The organism is Actinomycetospora sp. CA-084318 (assembly GCF_050955885.1).
In the GTDB taxonomy this organism is placed as follows: Bacteria; Actinomycetota; Actinomycetes; order Mycobacteriales; family Pseudonocardiaceae; genus Actinomycetospora.
Genome location: NZ_CP192098.1, coordinates 1,441,486 through 1,464,514, shown reverse-complemented (window position 1 = coordinate 1,464,514; position 23,029 = coordinate 1,441,486). Strand labels below are relative to the sequence as shown.

Here is a 23,029-nt window from a genome sequence, read left to right as displayed (position 1 = left end):
GCAGGGTCGGGGACCCGGTGCCGTGCGCCGGAACCGGTGCCGACGGCACCGGTTCCGGCGGGACGTCGTGCGGGCTCAGACCCGTCCGGCCGGAATCCGCTCCACGACCGTGGTGTCGGCGAACGCGTCGACGTCGTCGCCGGCCGACGACGACCTCGGGTCGAACTGCGCGACCACGGTGGTGTCGGCCTGCTCGAACGCCGGGACCTCCGGGACGTAGGCGGTCGGCCCGAGGTCGGGCGCCCACGGGGCCGGCTCGAAGCTCGCGCGGACGGGGGCCGCGTCGGCCCAGCGCTCGTCGGCCCAGTGCTGGTCGGCCCACTGCTGGTCGGCCCACTGCTGGTCGGCCCACGGCTGGTCGGCCCACGGCTCGGCGACGGGGGCCTCGACGACGGCGGGGGCCTCGACCGGCGCCAGCTGCGTGACCTGCTCGTCGTCCGCGGCGGAGACGGCGGGGGCGGCGTGGCGGCCGCCCTCGGCGACGGGCGCGGGCTCGGGCGTGGCGGGCTGGTCCGCGGTCATCCGGCGGTGCAGCATCCGGTAGCGGATCGCGCCGGCGGCCGCCGCGCCGACGGCGAGGGCGCCGAGCACCAGCGGCACGTCCGAGGGGCCCTCGCCGGTGTCCGGGCGCCCCTCGGCGGTGCGGTCGACCGCGGTCGACGGGTCGGTCACGGCCGGGCCGGAGGCCACCGGGGGCAGGGCGGCGGACCCGTACCCGGGCGCGAGGCCCGGGGCCGCCACACCGGCCGGGGCGCCGGCGAAGGACGGGCTGAGCAGCGCGGACGGCGCCGTGGCACGCGGCGCGGTGGCCAGCGGGGCGGGCGCGACCGGAGCGACCGGCGGGAGCGCGCCGGCGGCGGGCGTGGTACCCGCGGCCGGGGCGACGGGGGCGACCGGCGCGACCGGCGCGACCGGCGCGACCGGCGCCACCGGGGTCACGGCGGCCGGAGCGACCGCGCGCTGCACGGCGTTGACCCGCACCTGGCAGAGCGGGCCCGCCGACCACACCTGCGTCGACGGCGACTGCGTGGTGACGTTGACGTTGTAGGGCTTGCCGGTCCGCGAGGTGATGCGGACCTGGTCGCCGGGGCTCGCGGTGACCGTGCTGCCGCACGAGGCCGGGATCGTCTGGCCGCCCGCGGCAGGCGCGGCGGGCGCGGCGAGAGCCGCCGCCCCTCCGCCGATCAGCCCCGCGGTGACGGAGCCGGCGATGACGAGGTGGCGGGCGAGCCCGCGTGCCGGGACGGACATGGCCGGACCTCCCACTCCTGCGGCGCCGGTGCCGCGTGATGCGTCGATACGGAGGCAACGACGCTGCACCCTCCGGGTGACGGCCCGCTCGGTCATCGGACGTACGGCGGTGCGCGGCCCTCCCGCCGTTCACCCTCCGTGGGGCACCATCGCGGACATGTGCCGCAACATCCGGGTCCTGCACAACTTCGAGCCCCCGGCGTCCGAGGACGAGGTGCACGAGGCCGCGCTGCAGTTCGTCCGCAAGATCAGCGGAACCGCGCGCCCGTCGAAGGCGAACGAGGCGGCCTTCGCCCGCGCGGTCGCCGACATCACGGCGAGCACCCGCACCCTGCTCGACGAGCTCGTCACCACCGCTCCGCCGAAGGACCGCGAGGTCGAGGCGGCCAAGGCCCGCGAACGATCCCGCGAGCGCTACGGACGCTGAGTAACGCAAACGGCGTAACGCGCGACGTCCACTCGTACCAACGAAAGGTTCGTCCGGGGGAGCCATGGCCCGTCGCCGTCGCACGATCGTCCTGTCCGTCGCGGTGTTCGCCCTGCTCGCCGCCCTGCTCGTGGCGATCAGCGCGAAGAGCGCGGCCGAGCAGCGGCGCGCCGACGAGGCCCGGGTGGCCACGGCGACCCTCGCCGGGAGCTCCCGGCCGAGCACACCGGTCGCGGTGATCGGCGACAGCTTCACCACCGGGACCGCCCAGGGCGGGACGGGGGCCGCGAACTGGGTCTCGCTCCTCGCCGCGTCCCGGGACTGGGCGGTCACCTCCACCGCGATCGGCGGCACCGGCTACGTCGCCGCCCCGCCCGGCACGGCGCCCTACGAACCCGCCCAGCTCGACGCGGCCCTCGCCGCCGGGCCACGACTCGTCGTCGTGGAGGGCTCGCGCAACGACGCGTCCTCACCGCCGGACCGGGTCGGCGCGGCCGCGACCGCCCTCTACCGCGACCTCCGCGCCCGGGCCCCGCAGGCGCGGCTCGTCGTCATCGGCCCGATCTGGTCCGACGGCACCCAGCCGGCGCCGGTGCGCGCGATCCGGGACGCGGTGCGCGACGCCGCGACGGCCGCGGGCGCGACCTGGATCGACCCCGTCGCCGACGGGTGGTTCGCCCGGCCGGCCGGACTCATCGGCGCCGACGGCATCCACCCGACCGACGCCGGGCACCGGCTCATGGCCGAGCGGGTCGACGCCGCCCTGACGGCGGCCGGGCTCTGAGCCCGACCCGTCCTCAGGACGGCTCCGGCTCCGCGGCCGCCAGGGCCGGGTCGGCCTTGAGCGCCGTCCCCGAGAGCTCGAGCCGGCGCGCCTCGGCCATGAGCATGGCGAGCGTGTCGGCCGCCGGGGCGTAGTCGACGCCGTACGGCGGGCGGACGTTGGACAGGCAGTTGCGCTCGGAGTCGCGACGCCCGCGGCGCGCGTCGTAGGTGAAGTAGGCGCCGAGGCTGTCGGTCGAGCTCATCCCCGGCCGCTCCCCGATGAGGACGAGGACGCTGCGGGCCCCGACGGCCGTCGCGATCTCGTCGCCGAGCGCCACCCGGGCCTGGGTCGCGACGACGACCGGGGCCAGCCGCCAGCCGTCGAGCCGGGCGAGGATCTCGCGCAGCATCGGCACGGCGTGCCGGCGGATCGCGAGCGGCGAGAGCCCGTCGCCGACGACGATCACGAGGTCGTGCTCGCCGTGCGGCAGCTCGGTGTCCGCGGCGAGACGGCGGCCCTGGTCGGGGCGCTGCAGGTACCGCGACCGGTCCTCCGCGGCGCTGCGCACGCGACACACCCCGACGCCGAGCTCGGCGGAGATCTCCGCGGCCACGGCCTCGGCGTCGAGCGGGTCGTGCACCGCGTCGCGGGCGGCGGCGTGCGCCTGACGCAGGGTCAGCAGGTGGCCCGTCGGCATGGCGTCGCCGGCCCGGCCGAGCGCGACGCGGGCGCGGGTGGCGTGGCGCAGGGCGTCGAGGGGGTCGGTGCTCATCGCAGACCCGCCGTCAGGACCCGCAGGCCGGCGTCGGCGGCGGTGAGTTCCCGGACGCGGCCGTCGTCGGTCATCATGTCCATCCGCGCCAGCCACTCGGCGAACTCCGGCGCGGGCCGCAGGCCGAGGGTCTGCCGGGCGTAGAGCGCGTCGTGGAACGACAGCGACTGGTAGTGCAGCATCACGTCGTCGCCGCCCGGGACGCAGATCACGAACGGACAGCCGGCGGCGCCGAGCAGGGTGAGTAGGACGTCGGTGTCGTCCGCGTCGGCCTCCGCGTGGTTGGTGTAGCAGACGTCCACGCCCATCGGCAGGCCGAGCAGCGTGCCGCAGAAGTGGTCCTCCAGCCCGGCGCGGATGATCTGCTTGCCGTCGAACAGGTACTCCGGGCCGATGAACCCGACGACGGTGTTGACCAGCAGCGGGTCGAACGCGCGCGCCACGGCGTAGGCGCGGGCCTCCAGGGTCTGCTGGTCGACGCCGTGGTGGGCGTCGGCGGACAGGGCCGAGCCCTGCCCCGTCTCGAAGTACATGCACTGCGTGCCGACGGTGCCGCGGCCCAGCGCGAGCGCGCCCTCGTGGGCCTGGCGCAGCAGGTCCAGCGTCACGCCGAACCCGTCGTTGGCCGCCTCGGTGCCGGCGATCGACTGGAACACGAGGTCGACCGGGGCGCCGCGCTCGAGGATCTGCAGCGTGGTGGTGACGTGCGCGAGCACGCAGCTCTGGGTGGGGATGGCGTAGCGCTCGCGGATGTCGTCGATCAGGTGCAGCAGGTCGGTGGTGCGCCGCGGCGAGTCGGTGGCCGGGTTGATCCCGATGACGGCGTCGCCGCAGCCGTGCAGGAGCCCGTCGACGATGGCGGCGCTGACGCCGAGCGGGTCGTCGGTCGGGTCGTTGGGCTGCAGCCGGGTCGCGAGGGTGCCGGGCAGACCGATCGTCGAGCGGAACGCGGTGACGACGGGGGTGCGCCGGGCGACCGAGACGAGGTCCTGGACGCGGCACAGCTTGCTGGTCGCGGCCACCATCTCCGGGGTGAGCCCGGCGCGCAGGGCCACCGTGTCGGTCTCCGGGCGCAGCAGGTGCTCGCGGAACTCCCCCACCGTCATCGCGGCCACCGGCGCGAACGCGGCGGCGTCGTGGGTGTCGACGATCAGCCGGGTCACCTCGTCGTCCTCGTAGGGCACGACGTGCTCGTCGAGGAAGGTGGCGAGCGGCAGGTCGGCGAGCACCCACTGCGCCGCGACCCGCTCCTGCTCGGAGGCGGCCGCGACCCCGGCGAGGGCGTCCCCGGAGCGCTCCGGGGTGGCCGCCGCGAGCAGGGCCTTGAGGTCGGCGAACTCGTAGGTGTGCCCGGACAGCGTGATCCGTCGGGTCACTTGAGGGCCTCCTCGGCGGCCGCGAGCGCGGCGAACTCCTCGTCGGGCGCGGACGCGACCAGGTGGTGGCGCGAGTAGAAGCCGAACCAGGCCATGAACAGCGCGAACGCCCCGAGCGCGCACAGCGCGGCCACGGTGTCGACGAGGAACGTGGCGACCACCGCGATGCAGGCGACGACGAGCGCGAAGCCGGTGGTCGCCGTGCCGCCGGGCGTGCGGTACGGGCGCGGCATGTCGGGCTCGCGGCGGCGCAGCACGATGTGGCTGACCATCATCAGCACGTAGCTCAGGGCCGCGCCGAACACGGCCATGTTGAGCAGCGTCGCCCCCTCGCCGGTGAAGGTGAGCAGGAAGCCGATCACGCCGGGCACGACCAGCGCCAGCGTCGGGGCCTTCCGGGAGTTCGTCACCGACAGCACCCGCGGCAGATAGCCGGCGCGGGAGAGCGCGAACGTCTGGCGCGAGTAGGCGTAGATGATCGAGAAGAAGCTGGCGATCAGGCCTGCGAGCCCGATGTAGTTGACGACGGTGGCCGCGACCCCCGTGCCGAGCGCCTCGACGAGCGGGTTCCCCGAGGCGGACAGCGCCTGCGCGCCCAGCGCGCCGGTCGAGAGCACCAGCACCGCGGCGCCGGTCACCACGAGGACGAGCATGCTCACGACGATGCCGCGGGGCACGTCCCGGCGCGGGTCGCGCGCCTCCTCCGCCGCGAGCGGCACCCCCTCGACGGCGAGGAAGAACCAGATCGCGAACGGCACCGCCGACCAGACCCCGAGCAGCCCGAACGGGAGGGCCGCGCTCGCGCCGACGGCGTCGGTGGCCGGGATGTCGACGAGGTTCGCCGGGTCGAACAGGGGGACGGCGGCGATCGCGAAGACGAGCAGGCCGACCACGGCGATGGCGGTGATGACGAACATGACCTTGAGCGCCTCGCCGGCGCCCGAGAGGTGGATGCCGACGAAGATCACGTAGGCGGCGAGGTAGACCCACCAGCCGTCGGTGATCCCGAACAGCTGCAGCGACTCGACGTAGGCCCCGATGAACGTGGCGATCGCGGCCGGGGCGATGGAGTACTCGATGAGGATCGCGGTGCCGGTCGCGTACCCGCCCCACGGGCCCAGCGCGCGCCGCGCGAAGGTGTAGCCGCCACCCGCCGTCGGGAGGGCGCTGGAGAGCTCGGCCATGCCCAGCACCATCGCGAAGTACATCGCGGCGATGACGACGCCCGCGATCGCGAGGCCGCCGAAGCCGCCCTCGGCGAGCCCGAAGTTCCAGCCCGAGTAGTCCCCGGAGATCACGTAGCTGACGCCGAGCCCCGCCAGCAGGACCCAGCCGGCCGCGCCGCTGCGCAGCTGCCGTCTCGCCAGGTACTCGTCGTCCGCGTCCGGACCCGCTCCCGTCGTCGTCATCGCCGGCTCCGTCCTGCTCGGGCCGGTCCCGGTGCCGGCGGTGGGTGAACCGTAGGAACCGCGTGAGGTCGCGAGAAGCACCGTCGGGTAAATCCGGCGAAAACGACCGCGCGGTGCCGACACCCGGCGCAACGGCCGCGTCCGGACGCCGGGCTCGCGCCCGCTCGACGCCGATCGGGCGACGTGCCACCGTGACCGTGTGCACCCGCTTCGCGGTCGGTCGAGCGCGACGCGCACGCTCCGGCTCGCCCTGACCGCCCTCGGGGCGGCGGTCGTGCTCCTCGCCGCGATCGAGATGGTGCTGCTGATCGGCAGCCGCGAGGCGCCCTACGCGCTGCTCGTGCTGCTGCCGCTGACCGGTGTCGTCTTCGCCGGCGTCGGGGCGGTGGCGTGGGCGCGGCGCCCGAGCAACCGGACCGGGCCGCTGCTCGTCGCGGGCGGCCTGGCCTGGCTCGCCGCCGGCCTGGTGAACACGCTGGTGCCGCCGCTGATCGCGGTGGGTCAGGTCGCCGCCTGGCTGCCGATCGCGGTGGTGCTCCACGCCCTGCTCGCGTTCCCGTCCGGGGTCCTCGGCGGGTCGGGGGTGCGGGTCCTGGCCGGCGCCGGCTACGTCGTCGCGATCGCACCGCAGCCCGTGCGGTACGCCGCGACGCCCCTCGATCCGCCCTACGGCCCGCTGTTCGTCGCCGACCGCCCGGCCGTGGCCGAGGCGGCCACCCTGGCCCAGTCGGTGGCGGCGACCGTGCTGCTCGCCGCGGTGGCGACGGTGCTGGTGCGGCGGCTCGTCGCGGCCGACCGGGAGCGGCGTCGGGCGCTGCTGCCGGTCTACGCCTACGGGGCGGTCGCGGTGCTCGGCATCTCCGTGCTCAGTGCCCTCACCCGGTACGCCGGGGTGCACCCCGTCGTCGTGCCGTTGGCCCAGCTGCTCGTGCAGTCCGGCGTGCCCGTCGCGTTCGGGGTGGCCATGCTGCGCGGCGGGTTCGCGCGCACCGGGGAGCTGGAGGAGCTCGCCGCGTGGGTGGCGCGGCCCGTCCGCGACGGCGACCTGCGCGACGGGCTCGCCCGGGCCCTCGGCGACGACTCGCTGGCGCTGGCCTTCCGGATCGACCTGCCGGAGGAACCGGACCCGTTCTGGGTCGACGAGTCCGGCGTCGCCGTCGCGCTCCCCGCCCCGGGGACGGACCGGCTCGCGGTACCGGTCGATCTCGGCAACCGGGAGATCGCGGTCGTGATCGTCGAACGGTCGCTGCACCCGGACCCCGGCCCCGTCCGGTCCGCCGGGCGGATCGTCGTGCTGGCCGCCGAGCGGGAACGGCTCGCGGCGGAGACCACCGCGACCCGCGACGAGCTGCGCGCCTCGCGCGCCCGCCTGCTCGTCGCCGGCGACGAGGAGCGCCGCCGACTGGCCCGGGACCTGCACGACCGGCTGCAGAGCCGCCTCGTCCTGCTCGCCATCACCGCGTCGGCGGCGTCGGTGGACGAGGCCGGGTCGCTCGCGGCGGTGCGCCGGGGCATCGAGGAGGCCGTGACCGAGCTCCGCCACCTCGTGCAGGGGGTGCTGCCGACCCTGCTGATCGAGCGCGGCCTCGTCGCCGCGATCGAGGAGCTCGCCGACCGCAGCCCGCTGCCGCTGCTGCTCTCCGCCGAGGAGGGGGCCGACGACGGACTCCCCCCGACGGTGGAGAGCTCGGTCTACCACGTGGTGGTGGAGGCCGTGACGAACGCGGTCAAGCACGCCCGGGCCACGAAGGTCGCGGTCGGCGTGGGGCGCGTCGGCGACCGGCTGCGCGTGGAGATCGACGACGACGGCGTCGGCGGCGCCCGGGTCGGGGGCGGCGCGGGTCTGCGCGGGGCCGGCGACCGGGTCGGCGCGCTCGGCGGCAGCATGCTCGTCGAGAGCCCGGAGGGCCGCGGGACGCGGCTCGTGGTGGAGGTGCCGTGCGGGTCGTGATCGGGGAGGACGAGGCGCTCCTGCGCGAGGGCCTGGTCCTCGTCCTCGAACGGGCCGGGATCGAGGTCGCCGGCAGCGCCGCCGACGCCGACGAGGTCGTCGAGCTGGTCGGTGCCCTGCGGCCCGACCTCCTGCTCACCGACATCCGCATGCGGCCGCGCCACGCCGACGACGGCCTGCGGGCCGCACTGCGGGTCCGCGCGACGATGCCGGGCACGGGCGTCGTCGTGCTGTCGCAGTACGTGCAGCACCGGTACGCCCGCGAGCTGCTGGGGACCGACGCCGCGCGCGTCGGGTACCTGCTCAAGTACCGCATCGCGGACAGCGCCGGGTTCTGCGCCGACCTGCACCGCGTCGCGGCGGGCGGGACCGCGCTCGATCCCGAGGTCGCGGCCGCGATGCTCTCGCGGTCCGCCCCGGCGATCGAGGCGCTGGGCTCGCGGCGGAGCCAGGTCCTCGCCCTGATCGCCGAGGGCCGGACGAACAGCGGCATCGCCCGTCGGCTGGGGATCTCCGAGAAGGCCGTCGTGGCGCACACGTCGGGCATCTACGACGCCCTCGGGCTCGCCGTGACCGACGACGACCACCGCCGGGTGCTGGCCGTCGTCCGCTACCTCACGGGGTGAGCCCCGACCCGGGTCCCTCCCCCACCCCTGGACCCAGGTCCATGGGCTCCCGGGCCGACGCTGCCTAGCGTCGACGGGCAGCCGATCCTGCCCGTCGACCCGCCCGGAGCCGACCATGCGTGGTGCCCGTCTCGCGACCGTTCTCGCCGCGCTCGCGCTCCTCGCCGCCTGCGCCCCCGCCGCCGGGGACGCGGCGGCACCGGTGCAGCCCGGGCCGCCGGACCCACCGGTGTTCCAACCGCTGGTGATCACGCCCGTGCCGCAGTCGCCGTCCCCGGTCCGCGGGACCGACGGCCGCTTCCACGTCGTCTACGAACTGCAGGTGCTCAACGCCGGCCCGCGCGCCGCGACGATCACCTCGGTCGAGTCCCTCGCCGACGGGCCCACGGGCCGCGTGGTCGGCGCGATCGCCGGTCCGGAGGTCGTCGCGCGCACTCTCGTCCTCGGGGACTACACCCTGCCCCCGGCGCCCGCGGTCGACGTGCCGGCCGGGCGGACCGCCCTGCTGATCCTCGAGGACGTCCACGACACCCGCGAGGCGGTACCCGCCTCCGTCGTGCACCGCGTGCGCGCCACCTACGGTCCGCTGCCGCCGAACCAGGCCGAGTTCGCCTCCGGCTTCCCCGCGCAGAGCGAGCAGATCACCGGACCGGTGCGGATCGACGGGCCCGCACCGAGGGTCGTCGGGCCCCCGCTGACCGGGCCCGACTGGGTCGCGGTGAACGCCTGCTGCGAGCTCTCGCCGCACCGCGGTGCGATGGTGCCGCTCGGCGGACGCATCAACGGCGGCGAGCGCTACGCCGTCGACTGGTCCCGCTTCGACCTGACCGCCCGGCCGATCGTCGACCTGGCCGCCGGGACCCAGGCCACCTTCCGGGGGGACCGGGCCCGCAACGAGGACTACTTCACCTTCGACCAGCCCGTGCTCGCCGTCGCCGACGGCACGGTCGTGGCGGTGGAGGGCGCCCTGCCGGAGGCCCAGCCGGGGCAGTTCCTGCCGCTCGCGGTGTCCGACCTCGGCGGCAACCGCGTCATCCTGGACATCGGCGGTGGCGCGTACGCGTTCTACGCCCACCTGAAGACCGGCTCGCCGCAGGTGAAGGTGGGTGACCGGGTGCGGCGCGGCCAGGAGCTCGCCCGCACCGGGAACTCCGGCAACACCAGCGAGTCGCACCTGCACTTCCAGCTCATGGACTCCTCGCAGCCGCTCTCCGCGACGAACCTGCCGTTCGAGATCGACACGTTCACGTGGCAGGGCACGGTCACCCCGGAGGCGCTCGTCGCGGAGCCGCCCGCGGGCCCGCGCTCGGGGGAGCTGCCCCTGATCTACAGCGCCGTGTCCTTCCCCGCGCCGCCGGCGGCGAACTGAATGACCGGACCTTTCACGCCCACCTGACCGGACCTTTCGTCCTCCCGCGAGTAGGCTCGGGCCCCGGACGAGCGGGAGGAGCCGGGTGACGGGGACGCCGAGCACGCAGTGGCAGCTCGCGTGGGAGACCCACCTCGGCCCGGAGGACCACGAGGTCGTCGGCGGGCTGCTGGCGTGCAGCTACGCGCCCACCACCACCGTGTTCGCCCCGGGACACAGCTGGGCGGGGGCCCGCCCGGAGCTCCGGGTACTCGGGTGGCAGCGCAGAGAACTGGTGGCGCACGCCGGGGTGATCCGGCGGTTCCTGCGCTCCCCCGCCGGGCCGCTGCTCGTCGGCGACGTCGGGCTCGTCGCGGTGCACCCCGGACATCAGGGCGGAGGGCTCGGCGGGGCTCTGATGGCCGAGGTGCGGCGGGCGCTCACCGAGCTCGCGGTGCCGCACGGCTTCCTCACGTGCGGTCCGGAACTGCGGCCCTTCTACGAGCGCTCGGGCTGGGTCGCCCTGACCGGGACCGACCTGTGCTCGATCGGGATCGACCACCGGGTCGAGCACGACCGCCGCAACGGGATGGTGCTGCCGGTCCTCGCGACGATGGACTCGTGGCCGGCGGGCCCGCTGGAGCGCAACGGCCAGGAAATCTGACGCGCGGGGATGAGATGGCGCGCCATGGAATGGCGTCGAGGCGGGTATTCCGGGACCGGAGCACGGGCCGGTTGAGCAGACAGCCGGTCCGTGCCTTCCGGCCGGGCCGCCTGCGCTGATGATCGAGTGCGGCGGAATGCGTCACCGCTGACACAGATCGCCGCACTCGCGCTCTCGGAGCGGCGGGCCGCCGATCGGCCGCGGACCCACCCGGAGGTGGGCCCGCGACGCGCGATCAGAAGTACGTCTTGCGCCCACCGACCCCGCGCCCGACGGCGCCGAGGATGGTGAGGATCAGGCCGACCACCAGCAGGATCCAGCCGATGGTGGCGACGAAGGCCGGCACGGGTGCCACGTAGCCGACGACGATGAGAATGATGCCCAGGATGATCATGAATTCCTCCGCGGTGAGGAGCGACTGACGCCGGACAGGACGGTGGCTCCATCCTGATGGCCCGACAACGAATTCCCTCGCTCAGCGGTACTGATCGGTTACGGATCCGCACCGAATTGCGCCGGTCGCGTGGCGCGCCAGCGCGCACGGGTCAACGCGATCATTCCCGTCCTCGGCGAACGGCCCCCTCCTGAGGATCAGGACGAGGCCCCGATCCCCGCTCAGGCGTAGAAGCGCCCGACGCTCTCGACGACGCACGCGGGCTTGGACCCGCCCTCGATCTCGATCACGGTGGCGACCACGATCTGCGCGGCGCCCTCGAGCGGTGTCGCCTCGGCGATCGTCGCGGTGGCCCGCACCCGGGCGCCGACGGCCACGGGCGCCGGGAACCGGACCTTGTTGAAGCCGTAGTTCACGCCCATCCGCACGCCGTCGATGCGGTAGAGCCCGGCGAGCAGCACCGGCAGCAGGGAGAGCGTGAGCAGGCCGTGGGCGATGGTGCCGCCGAACGGCCCCTGCGCGGCGCGGTCCGGGTCGACGTGGATCCACTGGTGGTCCCCGGTCGCGTCGGCGAACGTGTCGACGGTCTTCTGGTCGACCGTCACCCACTCCCCCGGACCGAGGGTCTCTCCCACGGCCGCCGCCACCTCGTCGATCCCGGCGAACGTCCTCATCGGCCCTCCTCGTCGTGCGATGTTCTAACCTCGGTTAAAATCTGCTCCCATCATGGCACCGTCGCCCGCTCCGCCACCATCCGCGCGAGGCGGAACTTCTGGATCTTGCCGGTGGGGGTGCTGGGGAGCTCCTCGGCGGCGAGGAACACGACCCGGCGCGGGACCTTGAACCGCGCCAGCTGCTCCTTGCAGAGCGCGAGCAGTTCCTCGGCCTCGATCTCGGCGCCCGGCTTCCGGACGATGCACGCGACGCCGATCTCGCCCCAGCGGTCGTCGGCCACGCCGACCGCGAAGGCCTGGCTGACGCCCGGGTGCCGGGAGAGCACCTCCTCGACCTCCTTGGGCATCACGAGCTCGCCGCCGGACTTGTAGAGCTCCTTGCTGCGCCCGGTCAGCACGAGGTACCGGTCCTCGCGGACGATGCCGAGGTCCCCGGACCGCACCCACCCGTCGTCCGAGAGGGCCAGGGCGGTCTCCTCCGGCTTGCCCCAGAAGCCGAGCATGTTCGTCGGCCCTCGCGCGGCGAGCTCGCCCTCCTCGCCGGCGGGCAGCGGGTCGCCGTCGAGCACGTCGATCGTGCGGAACTCGGTGAGGTCGCCGTCGCGCTCCGGGATGCCCGCGACGCCGGCCATCTTGACCCGGCCCACCGTCGTCGCCATGACCTCCAGCGGGTCCTCGGGCAGGGACAGGGTCATCGCGCCGCCCTGCTCGGTCATGCCGTATCCGGTGACGATCTCGTCGACGCCGAGCCCGTCGCGGACCTTCTCCCACAGCCACACCGGCGCCGGTGCGGCCCCGGAGAGGATCGCGCGCAGGCTGGAGAGGTCGCGGGTGGCGAGGTCGGGGTGCTCGAGCAGCGCGACGGTCATCGTCGGGACGCAGAGGATGTCGGTGGCGCGGTGCCGCTCGATGCCCTCGAGGTAGCGACCCGGGTCGAAGGCGGTCTGCGGGACGATCGCGCCGCCGACCATCATCGCGGCCATCAGACCCTCGACGTAGCCGAACATGTGGTAGCAGGGCAGCGAGAACAGGATGCGCCGGCCGTCCTCGAACGCCCGGGTCAGGGCGGAGGCGTAGCCGGTGCGCTGGCTCGCGTCGTGGGTGATCAGCACGCCCTTCGGCGAGCCCGTGGTGCCCGAGGTGTAGAGGATGTCGGCGACGTCGCCGGGCTCCGCGCCCCGCCCGTCGGAGGCGCCGGTGTGGGCGGCGCCGAGGCTCTCCAGGTCGGCCACGGAGCGGACACCCTCGCGGGTGCGGCCGTCGGTGGAGAGCACGACCACGTCGCGCAGCTCCGGCAGCGCCGTCTGCTCGCCGCGGTCCCAGCCGGGGGCGATCTCGTCGAGCATCGCGAGCTGGTCGAGGCCCATGAAGCCGGTCATGGTCACGAGGACCTGGCACGCCGACTGCTCGAGGACGTAGCGCAGCTCGTCGGTGCGGTAGAGGTAGTTGAACGGCACGGCCACCGCACCGGCGCGGGCGACGGCGAACTTGAGCGGGACGAACTCGAGGTAGTTGGCCATGACGATGCCGACGCGGTCGCCCGGTCGGACCCCGAGCGCGGCGAGCCCGTCGGCGAGCCGACGGGACCAGGCGTCGGTCTCGGCGTAGGTGACCGTGCGGTCGTCGGTGATGACGAAGGGGCGCTCGCCGAACTCCGCCGCGACCTGCGCGAGACGCTCGTGCAGGGTCATCGGGTCCCACACGGGGAACCGGCGGCGCAGCGCATCCCGGCGGTCGTCGAGGCTCTCGGTCATGCGGCACCCACTCCTGAACGTCGCCCCGTATCTTTTAATCAAGACTAGAGAAGACGAGTGAGCCGGGCCACGATCAGTTCCGTCACCGGATCGGCACACCCGGTGACGACGAACGGGGGCGGCCGGACGACCGGCCGCCCCCGTCCGGCGCGTGGATCAGCCGGCCTCGCGGCGGGCGGTGTCCTCCCGGGCGGCGAGCGGTGCGCCGGCCAGGTCCTCCTCGTTGCACAGGACCTTGACCTTGAAGTAGGGCGAGCCCTGGGCGTCGTCGTAGTCGAGATGGATGGCGATCACGTCGACGGCCTCGCCCAGCCAGGTCTCCGTCTCGCGCAGCCAGCCGGCGCACCGCTCCAGGGCGGCCGGGAGTTCGTCGTCGCAGAACTCGACGGCGCGGTAGGGCACGTCCTCCACGCGGTCCTGGGCCCCGGACGGCCGGGGAAGTCCCTCGGCGAGGCCGAGGTCGTCGAGCTCCAACTTGGTCACGTGCTGAGTCACCCTGCCAAGGCTCTTCACGGTGGCCGCCGAACGCAAGCCCCGACGGGTGTGCGGTCGACGAGGCGATGTCAGTGGCACGGAGCGCCCGCGCGGTCGCCCCGTGCCACTGACATCGGACGGGCAGGGCGGCGGCCCGTCAGGCCGGGACCGCGCGGACGCTGGGACGCCGCGCTGCGCCGGCTCGCGGCGGGCACGGACGAGTCCTGGTCCGACCGCCGCTGATCCCGCTCGGAGATCTCGTCAAAGCCTTGACGAGTGATCGACTCGGGGCCTCGTCACCGATGGTCCCGCGGCCGGCCGCGGCGGTCGACCGACCCCGCGACGAGCTCGCCGGTGCCGTGCAGCAGCGAGGTGGCGCGCCGCGCGAACATGTCGACGAGCACGGTGGTGTCCAGCCCCAGGACGTCGGCCTCGACGGCGTAGAGGTCCAGCGCCGTCCGCGACCCGTCCTCGCTGCGCAGGGTGGTCGAGTGCAGGGCCCGGAAGGGTGGCGTCACCCGCACCCGCACGACGCCGTCGTCGATCTCGAAGGCCAGGTCCTCGACGACGAGCACCGCGAGGTCGGGCGGGCCGATCTCCGCCTCCGCGAGCAGCGGTCCCCGTCCGAGGTGGTTGTGCCAGGCGTCGACGTCCCGGACCGCCGGGTCGGTCGCGTGCGTGGAGTGCACCCGGCCGTGGCCGGCCGTGGAGATCGCGGCGGCGCTCGCCCCCAGGACCGTGCCGGTACACACGCTGAGCAGGGCGTCGAGCCCGTCGTAGGAGGTGGGCGCCGGGTGGCGCAGGTGCAGCGCCGCCAGCCGGAGGGCGTCGTCGAGGTCGACCGGGACGCCGCGCACGCGCACCACCCGCTCCCTCCTCGCCCGACGCCGGGACGGCGCGCCGTCGGAGGCGCTCCGGGAGTCGGGATGTCACCGAGCAGGGGTCGACCCGGCGGCCGGCCGTTCGATCGACCGTGGAACGAAGACGTTACCCCGGGAACGAACGGTCCGCGGACGGGGGCTCCGGCCCGTCCTCGGCCGGGGCATGACCCCGGGACCGCCGGGTGACCTCGTCGGTGAGCCAGCGGGACACGTCGAGCAGCTTGATGTTGGTGTCCTGGCTCGACCGCACGAGCAGGTCGAAGGCCTGGTGCTCGTCGAGCGCGAAGCGCTCCATGAGGATGCCCTTGGCCTGGCCGATCACGTCGCGGGTGGCGATCGCGTGGGTCAGTTGCTCCACGCGGCGCGCGCCGTACATCGCCACGGATGCCTGCGTCGCGAAGGCCGCGGCCACGGTGCGCGCGGTGGCGTCGAAGACGGTGCCGGTCCGGGCGTAGAGGTTGAGGGCGCCGGGCTCGGCGTCCTGCGGGGCCAGGGCGAACGAGATCAGGCCACCGATCCCGGCGTCCTCGGCCAGGCGGCCACCGCGTCTCGGTCGCGAAGTCCTCGACGACGGTGACCGACCCCGCCCCGGCCCCCAGCGCGTCGACGCACGGTCCCTCGCCCAGTTCCGCCTGAGCACGGTCCAGCGCGACGATCGCCCGGTCGCTGGGGGCCCGGGAGCTCAGCCCGCCCTCCGGCGTGCGCACGGTGAGTCCGGCGTACGAGGCGCCGGGCACGTGCTGGGCCGCGGCGTCGGTCAGGCGGTGCAGGGTCTGCTCCGCCTCCGACCCGTCGGCGGTCGTGCCGCTCCGGCGGCGCACCAGGTCCTCGGCGGTGGCCGCCAGCACGTCCTGCAGCCACGACAGGTCACCGGTTCCGGACACGGGAGGCCCCCTACCCCGATCGCGATCGCCCGGCGGCCGTGAGCCGCCGCCACCCGACGTCGGGGCCTGGGGGGTCAAGCGCCGTCGTCCGCACCGCCCGGTGGACCGACCACCAGACGTCATCGAACGAAGAAGTTACGCAGGAAGCGAATACCTGTACAGCGAACGAGGTCGTGTCGGCGTGGCGCGGCGGCGCGCGTTTGCCGCGCCGGGGGCACCGCCGACCCGGCGGGTGATCGACGTCGTTCGAGCCCCCGGGCGCGTCGCCGAACCTTCACCTCGAAGAGGGGCTCACGTGTTTCTTCACGTCCAGCGCATGTTGAACGAGATCGCCGCCGACGAGCCGGACCCGGGGGCGGCGAACGCCCTGCAGGAGGGGTTGGGTGGTCAGTTCGGTGAGATGCGCACGATGATGCAGTACCTGTTCCAGAGCTTCAATTTCCGCGGCCCGACGGGCAAGCCGTTCCGGGACCTGCTCTACGGGATCGGTACCGAGGAGATCGGGCACGTGGAGCTGATTGCCTCCACCATCGCCCAGCTGGTCGACGGGTCGCCGCGCTACCAGGGCAACCCCACCAGCCTCGACGAGCCCGGTGCCGGTGGGGCGACCCCGTTGGACATCGCCCTGTCCGGGGGGAACATCCACCACTGGCTGGTCGGCGCGCAGGGCGCGCTGCCGGTGGACGCCCAGGGTGACCCGTGGACCGGGAAGTACGTCTACGACTCGGGGAACCTGCCGCTGAACCTGCTCTACAACCTGATGCTCGAGTCCACCGGGCGGCTGCAGAAGTGCCGGCTGTATGAGATGACGGCGAACAAGACCGCCCGCTCCACGATCGCGTATCTGATCGTGCGCGACCAGGCGCACGAGAACTCCTACGCCAAGGCGTTGGAGGCGTTGGGGGTGGAGTGGAACAAGCTGTTGCCGATCCCGAAGACCAACGCCGAGCAGTTCCCCGAGGTCAAGACGTTGACCGAGCAGGGCCTGCAGTCCAAGCAGTACACCTTCAGTCTCGATCAGCTCTCCGAGGCCGGGCGGATCATCCAGGGCACCTCCCCGTCCAAGGACGGCACCAGCATGTCCATGGAACAGGCCCCCGAGGGGGTCCCGTTCCCCGGGATCGCCGTCGAGCGCCCCGAGGAGTTCGGGCCCGGCCTGGACCCGGACCTGATGGAACTCGTCCAGGCCACCGCCGAGATGGAGATGCAGGCCGAGACCGCACCACCCCAGTGGGGCCCCAGCGGCAGCTCGTCGGGTGACGGTCTGCTGAAGAAGGTCAAGGACACACTGACCCCGTAGGTCCCGCCCGGCGCCGCTCCCGCGCGCACGGGAGCGGCGTCACGCCGGGACGACGACGACCTTGCCCCGCAGCGTGCCCGCGTCGGCCTCGGCGTGGACCGTCGCGAGCTCGGGCAACGACACCCGACGGTCGACGTCGACGGTCAGCTCGCCCCGGTCGACCAGCGCCACCAGCTCGGCGAGCGCCCTCGCGTCGTTGCGCACGAAGAGCTCGACGGCCCGAACGCCGCGGGCCTCGTCGGCCGGGGCCGGGGACGCGGGCACCGTGTTGACGACGACGCCCCCGTCGCGCACCACGCCCACGAGAGCGGCGAACCGGTCCGGCGCGAGCCGGGCCAGGTTGACGAGGACGTCGACCGGCTCGGTCACGGCGTCCGCCACGTCACCGGCCGTGTGGTCCACGACCTCGTCGGCCCCCAGCGCCCGGAGGCGGTCGGCGCTGCGCGCGCTGCCGGTGGCGACGACGACCGCCCCGGCCCGCTTCGCGAGCTGCACCGCGTAGCCGCCGACGGCGCCACCCGCGCCGTTGACCAGCACCCGCTGGCCCGCGCGCACCGCCGCGTCCTCGACGACGGCCTGCCGCGCGGTGAGGCCGACCTCCGGCAGGGCCGCGGCGTCCGCGAGCGGGATGGCCCGTGGCGCCGTCGTCAGGACCTCGGCCGGGGCGAGCACGTACTCCGCGGAGGCGCCGTCGTCGACCATCGGCAGGAAGCCGACGACCTCGTCGCCGACCCGCCACCCGTCGACCCCGGCCCCGAGCGCGTCCACGGTGCCGGCGACGTCGATGCCCGGCACGTGCGGCAGCGCGACCGGGAACGGGCCCTGCAGGTAGCCGCCGCGGATGCCGTCGTCGACCGGGTTGAACGACGTCGCGGCGACCCGCACCCGCACCTGGCCGGCACCGGGCTCGGGCTGCTCCACGTCCTCGTAGCGGAGCACCTCGGGGCCGCCGTACTCGTGGAACCGCACTGCCTTCATCACGCACTCCCGTCGTCCCCGGTACTTCGAACTCGAAGCACGCCGCGACACTAGGTTTGCTTCGAACTCGAAGCAAGGGGAGACTCGGTGGGTGTCCGACCACACCCACGCGGTCGATCCGGTGCAGCTCGGCGCGTACTTCGCCCTCGTCGAGGTGTCGGGCCTGCTGCGCCACGCCATCGAGCAGCAGCTGCAGGCCGACGGCGATCTGACGTTCGTGCGCTTCCAGATCCTCCGCCGGCTCCAGCTCACCCCCGGCGGCAGCCTGCGCATGACCGACCTGGCCGACGCGATCGTCGTCAGCCGCAGCGGCCTGACCTACCAGGCGGGCCTGCTGGAGAAGGCCGGGCTCGTCGTCCGGGCCCCCTCGCCCGACGACGAGCGGGGCGTCACCATCGCCGTCACCGACGCGGGGCGCACGCTCGTCGACGCGGTCATGCCGGGGCACGAGGCGGTGGTCGGGCGGATGCTCTTCGACCGGCTCTCCCAGGAGGACGCCCGGACCCTCACCGAGCTGCTGACGCCGGTGCGCGACCACATGCGCGCGGCACCCCCGCGGTCGGCGACCCCTCGACGGGCGCGCCGGTCGCCATGATCGCCCGGCACGGGGCGGCGGTGAGGCCGTACCGTCGTCCAAAACGCGGTGGGGGGTGAGCCGATGGTGACACCGCACCCCGTGCCGCTGTTCGACCAGGTGACGGGCTTCCCGCCGGACGACGCCGTCGACCTGACGATGTCGATGCCGCTCTCGCTCGCGGTCTACATGACGATGCTGGAGTCCACCGGGCACGCCGCGGACGTGGCCGTCCTGCGGGCGATCTACGTGGACGAGGCGCGCGAGACCGCCCGCGGGCTGCAGGCCCGGATCGCCGCCGTCACCGCCGCCGACGTGCCCGACTCGGCGCGGCTGCGGGTCACGCACATCGTCGAGGAGCGCATCCCACGCACCAACGGCCTCCGACCGCACGTGCACTTCTTCGTCGGCACCACGGCCCGCGACGGCACGCGGACGCTGCCGGTCGACGTCGACGCCCTGACGACGACCGCGGAGGCCGACGTCCTCCCCGCCTCCCGCGACCGGCTGGTCGCCACCACCGCCGCGCGGTGCGGGCTCGTCTGGGGCGCGACGCCGTGGTCGTCGTGCGAGGTCCTCGAACCCCGGTGGCTGGTCACCCGGGCGGCGGAGATCCGGGACGAGGAGCCGCCGTGCCCGGGGCCGTGGCCGCGTCGCCAGGTCCTCGTGGGGCGGACCCCGTGACCGGACCGGTCGAGTTCTTCGTGCCCGGCGCCGGACCCGACGACGCCGAGGCGCGGTACGCCGAGCTGGCGGCCCTGGTCGGCGCGAGCCCGGCCGCGCCGGCCGACCGCGTCCGGTCGCTGCGCTTCACCCGCGGCGCCGAGGAGTGGACGGCGACGGTCGGGCGGCCGCTGACCGGGCGGCTCGCCGCGCGCACCGACCGCCGCCCTCCCCGGCGGTCGGCGACGTCCCGGTCGGCGCCCACCCGAGACGTCGCCGACCCCGCGACGGTCCGGGCCGTCCTCGCCACCGGGGACGGGTGGGCGGTGGTGACCGACGCGGCGCCGGTCGGGCCGGTCGACGACTCCACCTGGGACAACCCGTTCCACGTCCCTGCCCACGACGTCCGGGGGTTCGAGCGCTTCGGCTCCCGGCCCTGACCGTGCGGTCCAGCTGAACGACATCGTGCACGATCGTCCGCTGGACGCGAACGGTCGTCGCCAGCAGGCTGGAGATCGCCGCGCCGCGGAGCAACGTCGCTCCCCCACCTCGCGCGGCGTCCCAGACGCACGTGGAGCACACGCGTGCCCGGAACGAGGAGACGTGTCGTGAGTGGTCGTCGGGAGCTGCCGCAGCCGGAGCCCGCGAAGCCGGTGGTCACCGCCCTCGGGATCGACGAGCACGACGGCGGGTTCGACCCCGTCCGCCCGACGACGCCGCCCCGGGGCGCCCCCAACGTGGTGCTCGTGGTGCTCGACGACCTCGGGTTCGGCAGCTCCAGCGCGTTCGGCGGGCCGTGCCGGATGCCGACGGCGGAGCGCCTGGCCGACGGCGGCCTGCGCTACACGCGCTTCCACGTCACCGCGCTGTGCTCCCCCACGCGGCAGGCGCTGATGACCGGCCGCAACCACCACGCCGTCGGGATGGGCGCGACGACCGAGATGGCCACGTCCGCTCCCGGCTACACCGGTGTCCGTCCCCGCAGCGCGGCCACGCTCGCCCGCACCCTGCAGGGCCACGGCTACAGCACCGCGGCCTTCGGCAAGTGGCACCAGACCCCGCCGTCGGAGATCAGCCCGGTCGGGCCGTTCGAGCGGTGGCCCACCGGCGAGGGGTTCGACCACTTCTACGGGTTCATGGCCTGCGAGATGAACCACTGGTACCCGCTGCTCTTCGAGGGGACGACGCCGGTGGAGCCGACCCGCCGTCCCGAGGACGGCTACCACCTCTCCGAGGACCTGGTCGACCACGCCGTCGACTGGGTGCGCACGCAGCGGTCCCTGACGCCCGACCGTCCGTTCCTCACCTACCTCGCCTTCGGCGCCTCGCACGCGCCGCTGCACGTGGCCCCCGAGTGGCGCGACCGGTACCGCGGCGAGTTCGACGACGGGTGGGACCGGCTCCGCGACCGCACGCTCGCCCGGCAGAAGGAGCTCGGGGTCGTCCCGGAGCACACCGAGCTCGCGCCCTGGCCGGACTCGGTGCCGCACTGGGACTCCCTCGACGGCACCCGCCGCACGCTCGGCGCCCGGTTCATGGAGACCTTCGCCGGGTTCACCGAGCACGCGGACGCCCAGCTCGGTCGCTTCGTCGACGAGCTCGAGGCGCTCGGCGAGCTGGAGAACACGCTGTTCCTCTACCTGCTCGGCGACAACGGGGCCTCCGGCGAGGGCGGGATCGAGGGGACCCACGTCGAGCACCGGCTCGGCCACGGCCTCGTCGACGACCCGGCGGAGATGATCTCTCATCTCGACGAGATCGGGGGGCCGCAGAGCTACCCGATCGCCCCCGTCGGCTGGGCGCTCGCGATGAACACCCCGTACCAGTGGACCAAGCAGGTGGCCTCGCACTTCGGGGGCACCCGCGACGGCCTCGTCGTGCACTGGCCGCGCGGCATCGCCGACCCCGGCGGCCTGCGCCACCAGTTCCACCACGTGATCGACGTGCTCCCGACGATCCTCGAGTGCGCGGGCATCACACCCCCGACCAGCGTCGACGGCGTGGTCCAGCAGCCGATCGACGGCACGAGCATGCGGTACACCTTCGCCGCCCCCGACGCCCCCGACCGACGCCGGACGCAGTACTTCGAGATGTGCGGCAACCGCGGGCTCTACCACGAGGGCTGGACCGCGGTGACCCGCCACGGCACGCCGTGGGAGATGGTCCCGACGGGGACCCGCAGCTTCCACGACGACGTCTGGGAGCTCTACGACACCACCACCGACCCGAGCCAGGCCCACGACGTGGCCGCCGAGCACCCCGCGACCCTGGCCCGCCTGCAGGAGATGTTCTTCGCCGAGGCGGTGGCCCACCACGTGCTCCCGCTCGACGACCGCGTCACCGAACGGGAGAACCCGCAGCTCGCGGGCCGCTTCGACCTCGTCGGCGACCGGACCTCGGTGACCTACCGCGGGCCGGTCCGGCGCCTCATCGAGGAGACCGTGCCCAACGTGAAGAACCGGTCCCACGCGATCGTCGTCGACGTCGAGGGCACCGGCGACGGGGTCCTCGTGGCCCAGGGCGGCCGGTTCGGGGGCTGGTCGCTCTACGTCTCCGGCGGGCGCCCCTGCTACGTCTACAACTGGTTCGGGTGGCGCCGGCACACCGTGCGGAGCGCCGTGCCGCTGACGCCGGGGCGCCACGAGGTGCGGGTGGACTTCGCCTACGACGGCGGCGGGGTCGGCCGGGGCGGGACGGTCACGCTGCGCGTGGACGGCCACGACGTCGGGACGGTGCGGGTGCCGGCCACGGTCCCGTACTACTTCTCCTTCGACGAGACGTTCGACGTGGGCGTCGACCTCGGCACCCCGGTGACCGAGGACTACGCGGCCGGGGACAACGCCTTCCCCGGGACCGTGCACACGGTCCGCGTGGACCTCGCGCCGACGGTGGCCGCTCCGGAGCCCGAGGCGCTGCACCGGAGGGTCATGGCATCGCACTGATCCCGTCGGGCACGTCGCCCGCGCACCGGAAGCCCAGGTTCCCCGAGCTCGACTCGGGGGTGTTCGAGGTGCGCGCGGCGACGCGGTACCGGTTGCAGTAGGAGTCATGACAGAGGTACGAGCCGCCGCGCATCACCCGCGCCTCGCCCTCCTCGGGGCCCACCGGGTCCTGCTCGGGCGAGCGGGCGTACCAGTCGGCGGCGAACCGGTCCGCGCACCACTCCCACACGTTCCCGACGGTCTGCCAGAGGCCATAGGGGTTGGGGCGGAAGGTCTTGACCGGGGCCGTCGTCAGGAACCCGTCCTCCCGGGTGTTCGCCGTGGGGAACCGGCCCTGCCAGATGTTGAGGTTCCAGCGGTGGCCGGAGCCGTCACCCCGGTCGTCGCCCCACGGGAAGCGGGCCCCGTCGAGGCCGCCGCGGGCGGCGTACTCCCACTCGGCCTCGGTCGGCAGACGACGGCCCGCCCAGGCGGCGTAGGCCTCGGCGTCGCGCCAGGAGACGTGGACGACGGGGTGGTTCGCCCGGTCGCCGACCCCGGATCCGGGACCCTCGGGGTGCCGCCAGCAGGCGCCGCGGACCGCGAGCCACCACGGCGCGCCCTCGACGCTCGACAGGACGTCCGCGCGGTCCCCGGCGAAGGCCAGGTGGAAGACCCCCGACGAGCCCCAGTGCTCGGCGTCGGTGACGTACCCGGTCTCCTTGACGAAGCGGGCGAACGCGGCGTTGGTGACGGTCGTGGCGTCGATCAGGAACGGCGACACGGTCACGCGGTGCACGGGCCGCTCCCCGTCGGCCGGATCGCCGTCGCCGTGGTGGTCACCCATGGCGAAGCTCCCGCCGGGGACGAGGACCTGACCTCGGGGCACGCGCGCCGTCATGATCACCAGCTCTACCCCCGCGGATCGTCCGGCACCAGCGG

General features: G+C 74.4%; 23 protein-coding genes. 11 read left to right on the top strand and 12 right to left on the bottom strand.

Going from position 1 to position 23,029, the window contains the following annotated elements; translation table 11 throughout:
- Positions 1–75: 75 nt before the first annotated feature.
- Complete coding sequence (locus ACQPYX_RS07260) at positions 76–1,251, bottom strand: hypothetical protein (RefSeq protein ID WP_433802232.1); 1,176 nt, start codon at positions 1,249–1,251, stop codon at positions 76–78.
- Between the two features lie 157 nt (positions 1,252–1,408).
- Here ACQPYX_RS07260 and ACQPYX_RS07255 point away from each other — a divergent pair, with 157 nt between their 5' ends.
- Positions 1,409–1,678 (top strand): DUF2277 domain-containing protein, encoded by a 270-nt coding sequence (locus tag ACQPYX_RS07255; protein WP_433802231.1) that lies wholly within the window; start codon positions 1,409–1,411, stop codon positions 1,676–1,678.
- A 64-nt stretch (positions 1,679–1,742) separates the two neighbouring features.
- Positions 1,743–2,462, top strand: coding sequence for an SGNH/GDSL hydrolase family protein (locus ACQPYX_RS07250; RefSeq protein ID WP_433802230.1), 720 nt, complete (start codon positions 1,743–1,745; stop codon positions 2,460–2,462).
- A 13-nt stretch (positions 2,463–2,475) separates the two neighbouring features.
- Here ACQPYX_RS07250 and eutC read toward each other — a convergent pair whose 3' ends face one another.
- From eutC to eat, 3 genes are read right to left on the bottom strand one after another with little or no spacing between them, the layout of a single operon-like run.
- On the bottom strand, positions 2,476–3,216 hold the full coding sequence (eutC, locus tag ACQPYX_RS07245) for an ethanolamine ammonia-lyase subunit EutC (protein ID WP_433802229.1): 741 nt from the start codon (positions 3,214–3,216) through the stop codon (positions 2,476–2,478).
- Positions 3,213–4,592, bottom strand: a complete 1,380-nt coding sequence (locus tag ACQPYX_RS07240; protein ID WP_433802228.1) for an ethanolamine ammonia-lyase subunit EutB — start codon at positions 4,590–4,592, stop codon at positions 3,213–3,215. The genes eutC and ACQPYX_RS07240 overlap by 4 nt, the downstream gene beginning before the upstream one ends.
- Positions 4,589–6,001 (bottom strand): ethanolamine permease, encoded by a 1,413-nt coding sequence (eat, locus tag ACQPYX_RS07235; protein ID WP_433802227.1) that lies wholly within the window; start codon positions 5,999–6,001, stop codon positions 4,589–4,591. The genes ACQPYX_RS07240 and eat overlap by 4 nt, the downstream gene beginning before the upstream one ends.
- A gap of 199 nt (positions 6,002–6,200) precedes the next feature.
- On the opposite strand from eat, the gene ACQPYX_RS07230 reads away from it, so the two are divergent.
- The 4 genes from ACQPYX_RS07230 to ACQPYX_RS07215 all read left to right on the top strand — a co-directional run bounded on the left by ACQPYX_RS07230 (position 6,201) and on the right by ACQPYX_RS07215 (position 10,590).
- Complete coding sequence (locus ACQPYX_RS07230) at positions 6,201–7,952, top strand: ATP-binding protein (RefSeq protein ID WP_433802226.1); 1,752 nt, start codon at positions 6,201–6,203, stop codon at positions 7,950–7,952.
- On the top strand, positions 7,940–8,578 hold the full coding sequence (locus ACQPYX_RS07225; protein WP_433802225.1) for a response regulator: 639 nt from the start codon (positions 7,940–7,942) through the stop codon (positions 8,576–8,578). The genes ACQPYX_RS07230 and ACQPYX_RS07225 overlap by 13 nt, the downstream gene beginning before the upstream one ends.
- Positions 8,579–8,693: 115 nt before the next feature.
- Complete coding sequence (locus ACQPYX_RS07220; RefSeq protein WP_433802224.1) at positions 8,694–9,947, top strand: M23 family metallopeptidase; 1,254 nt, start codon at positions 8,694–8,696, stop codon at positions 9,945–9,947.
- 85 nt (positions 9,948–10,032) lie between these two features.
- Entirely contained in the window at positions 10,033–10,590 is a 558-nt protein-coding gene (locus tag ACQPYX_RS07215; protein WP_433802223.1) for a GNAT family N-acetyltransferase, read from the top strand.
- 235 nt (positions 10,591–10,825) lie between these two features.
- On the opposite strand, the gene ACQPYX_RS07210 is transcribed toward ACQPYX_RS07215, so the two are convergent.
- The 6 genes from ACQPYX_RS07210 to ACQPYX_RS07185 all read right to left on the bottom strand — a co-directional run bounded on the left by ACQPYX_RS07210 (position 10,826) and on the right by ACQPYX_RS07185 (position 15,407).
- A complete protein-coding gene (locus tag ACQPYX_RS07210; RefSeq protein ID WP_433802222.1) occupies positions 10,826–10,984 on the bottom strand; it encodes a DUF6131 family protein in 159 nt (52 codons plus the stop codon).
- A gap of 221 nt (positions 10,985–11,205) precedes the next feature.
- Positions 11,206–11,658, bottom strand: coding sequence for a MaoC family dehydratase (locus tag ACQPYX_RS07205; RefSeq protein ID WP_433802221.1), 453 nt, complete (start codon positions 11,656–11,658; stop codon positions 11,206–11,208).
- 50 nt (positions 11,659–11,708) lie between these two features.
- Complete coding sequence (locus tag ACQPYX_RS07200; protein ID WP_433802220.1) at positions 11,709–13,412, bottom strand: class I adenylate-forming enzyme family protein; 1,704 nt, start codon at positions 13,410–13,412, stop codon at positions 11,709–11,711.
- Between the two features lie 156 nt (positions 13,413–13,568).
- A complete protein-coding gene (locus tag ACQPYX_RS07195; RefSeq protein ID WP_433802219.1) occupies positions 13,569–13,895 on the bottom strand; it encodes a hypothetical protein in 327 nt (108 codons plus the stop codon).
- A 287-nt stretch (positions 13,896–14,182) separates the two neighbouring features.
- Positions 14,183–14,752 carry a hypothetical protein gene (locus ACQPYX_RS07190; RefSeq protein ID WP_433802218.1) on the bottom strand — a complete coding sequence of 190 codons (570 nt, stop codon included), beginning with the start codon at positions 14,750–14,752 and terminating at the stop codon, positions 14,183–14,185.
- A 121-nt stretch (positions 14,753–14,873) separates the two neighbouring features.
- Positions 14,874–15,407, bottom strand: a complete 534-nt coding sequence (locus tag ACQPYX_RS07185) for an ANTAR domain-containing protein (RefSeq protein WP_433802217.1) — start codon at positions 15,405–15,407, stop codon at positions 14,874–14,876.
- A gap of 539 nt (positions 15,408–15,946) precedes the next feature.
- Between ACQPYX_RS07185 and ACQPYX_RS07180 the strand changes: the two genes are divergently transcribed.
- Positions 15,947–16,951 (top strand): manganese catalase family protein, encoded by a 1,005-nt coding sequence (locus ACQPYX_RS07180; protein ID WP_433802216.1) that lies wholly within the window; start codon positions 15,947–15,949, stop codon positions 16,949–16,951.
- 39 nt (positions 16,952–16,990) lie between these two features.
- On the opposite strand, the gene ACQPYX_RS07175 is transcribed toward ACQPYX_RS07180, so the two are convergent.
- Positions 16,991–17,929: an NADP-dependent oxidoreductase gene (locus ACQPYX_RS07175; protein WP_433802215.1), complete on the bottom strand. Its 939-nt coding sequence runs from the start codon at positions 17,927–17,929 to the stop codon at positions 16,991–16,993.
- A gap of 91 nt (positions 17,930–18,020) precedes the next feature.
- Between ACQPYX_RS07175 and ACQPYX_RS07170 the strand changes: the two genes are divergently transcribed.
- From ACQPYX_RS07170 to ACQPYX_RS07155, 4 genes are all read left to right on the top strand, one after another.
- The gene (locus ACQPYX_RS07170) at positions 18,021–18,524 is read left to right on the top strand and encodes a MarR family winged helix-turn-helix transcriptional regulator (RefSeq protein WP_433802214.1); all 504 of its coding nucleotides are present in this window, start codon (positions 18,021–18,023) and stop codon (positions 18,522–18,524) included.
- A 63-nt stretch (positions 18,525–18,587) separates the two neighbouring features.
- Positions 18,588–19,187, top strand: a complete 600-nt coding sequence (locus tag ACQPYX_RS07165; RefSeq protein WP_433802213.1) for a hypothetical protein — start codon at positions 18,588–18,590, stop codon at positions 19,185–19,187.
- Complete coding sequence (locus ACQPYX_RS07160; RefSeq protein ID WP_433802212.1) at positions 19,184–19,606, top strand: hypothetical protein; 423 nt, start codon at positions 19,184–19,186, stop codon at positions 19,604–19,606. The genes ACQPYX_RS07165 and ACQPYX_RS07160 overlap by 4 nt, the downstream gene beginning before the upstream one ends.
- Before the next feature lie 168 nt (positions 19,607–19,774).
- The gene (locus ACQPYX_RS07155; RefSeq protein ID WP_433802211.1) at positions 19,775–22,108 is read left to right on the top strand and encodes an arylsulfatase; all 2,334 of its coding nucleotides are present in this window, start codon (positions 19,775–19,777) and stop codon (positions 22,106–22,108) included.
- On the opposite strand, the gene ACQPYX_RS07150 is transcribed toward ACQPYX_RS07155, so the two are convergent.
- Positions 22,092–22,988, bottom strand: coding sequence for a formylglycine-generating enzyme family protein (locus tag ACQPYX_RS07150; RefSeq protein WP_433802210.1), 897 nt, complete (start codon positions 22,986–22,988; stop codon positions 22,092–22,094). The genes ACQPYX_RS07155 and ACQPYX_RS07150 overlap by 17 nt on opposite strands.
- Positions 22,989–23,029 lie beyond the last annotated feature (41 nt).